This is a genomic window from Pseudomonas cichorii (assembly GCF_019719005.1).
In the GTDB taxonomy this organism is placed as follows: Bacteria; Pseudomonadota; Gammaproteobacteria; order Pseudomonadales; family Pseudomonadaceae; genus Aquipseudomonas; species Aquipseudomonas cichorii_E.
Genome location: NZ_JAIGPJ010000096.1, coordinates 1 through 1,148, shown reverse-complemented (window position 1 = coordinate 1,148; position 1,148 = coordinate 1). Strand labels below are relative to the sequence as shown.

Here is a 1,148-nt window from a genome sequence, read left to right as displayed (position 1 = left end):
GGGGTCAGGGGCAGTTTATCCAGATGCACATAAGCTGCCGGGACCATGTATTCAGGCAACTGGCCTTGCAGGTGCGCTTTCAGAATTTCCAGGTTGATTTCGGCAACATTTGAGGTGAAATACGCCACCAGACGCTTGTCGCCCGGCACGTCTTCACGGGCCATGACCACCGCTTCTTTCACGCTCTCATGACGCGCCAGCTTGGTTTCGATCTCACCCAGTTCGATACGGAAACCGCGGATCTTCACCTGATCGTCGTTGCGACCCAGGTATTCGATATTGCCGTCTGCCAGCCAGCGACCCAGGTCGCCGGTGCGATACATGCGGGCTCCCGCATTGAACGGGTCTTCCAGGAAACGCTCAGCCGTCAGGTCATCGCGATTCAGATAGCCACGAGCCACACCGGCACCGCCGATATAGATTTCGCCCGGAACGCCAAACGGCACTGGCTGACGATGCTCATCCAGCAGGTAGAACTGGGTATTGGCCACCGGTTTGCCGATATGCGCAGCAAAACCGTCTTTACGATCCATCGAAACCCAGCTGGAATAGGTGGTGGTTTCCGACGGGCCATACAGGTTGCACAAGCGCTGGACGCTGGTTTCAGCGAACAGGCTTTCGACCAGTGAGCCTTTAAGTGCTTCACCGGCCACGTTAACGGTATGAACGCCCTCTTGAAGGCCACCAGACTCCAGCAGCGCTTTCAGTGCCGAAGGCACGGTGTTGATCAGGGTAATGTCATGCTCGCCCTCTTGCAGAGCCAGCACATTCTTGACCACGTCGATACGGCCACCGGAAATCAGCGGCGCAAAGCACTCATAGACCGCCAGGTCGAAGTTCAGCGAGGTCGAAAACAGCGTTTTATAAAGAACCTCAGGCTCAAACGCCTGCTGCGCCCAGGTCAGAAAGTTGACCGTATTGCGATGCTCGATCATCACGCCTTTAGGTAAACCGGTCGAACCCGAGGTGTAAATCACATACGCCAGATGAGTCGGCGTCAGACCTTCAATCAGCGGATTGGAGACGGATTCGTCCTGCCAATCGGGCTGATCGAGATTGATAACGGGCACCGACAGCAGATCCAGCGTCGCATTCTGTGCCAGTACGGCCGCAGGCGCACTGTCCTGCAACATGTAGGCAATACGCTC

Annotated in this window: 1 protein-coding gene; it reads right to left on the bottom strand. The window is 56.4% G+C overall.

Annotation, left to right across the window (positions count from 1 at the left end):
* A partial coding sequence (locus tag K5D32_RS25745) for an amino acid adenylation domain-containing protein (protein WP_221602323.1) occupies nucleotides 1–1,148 on the bottom strand: 1,148 nt, incomplete at both ends.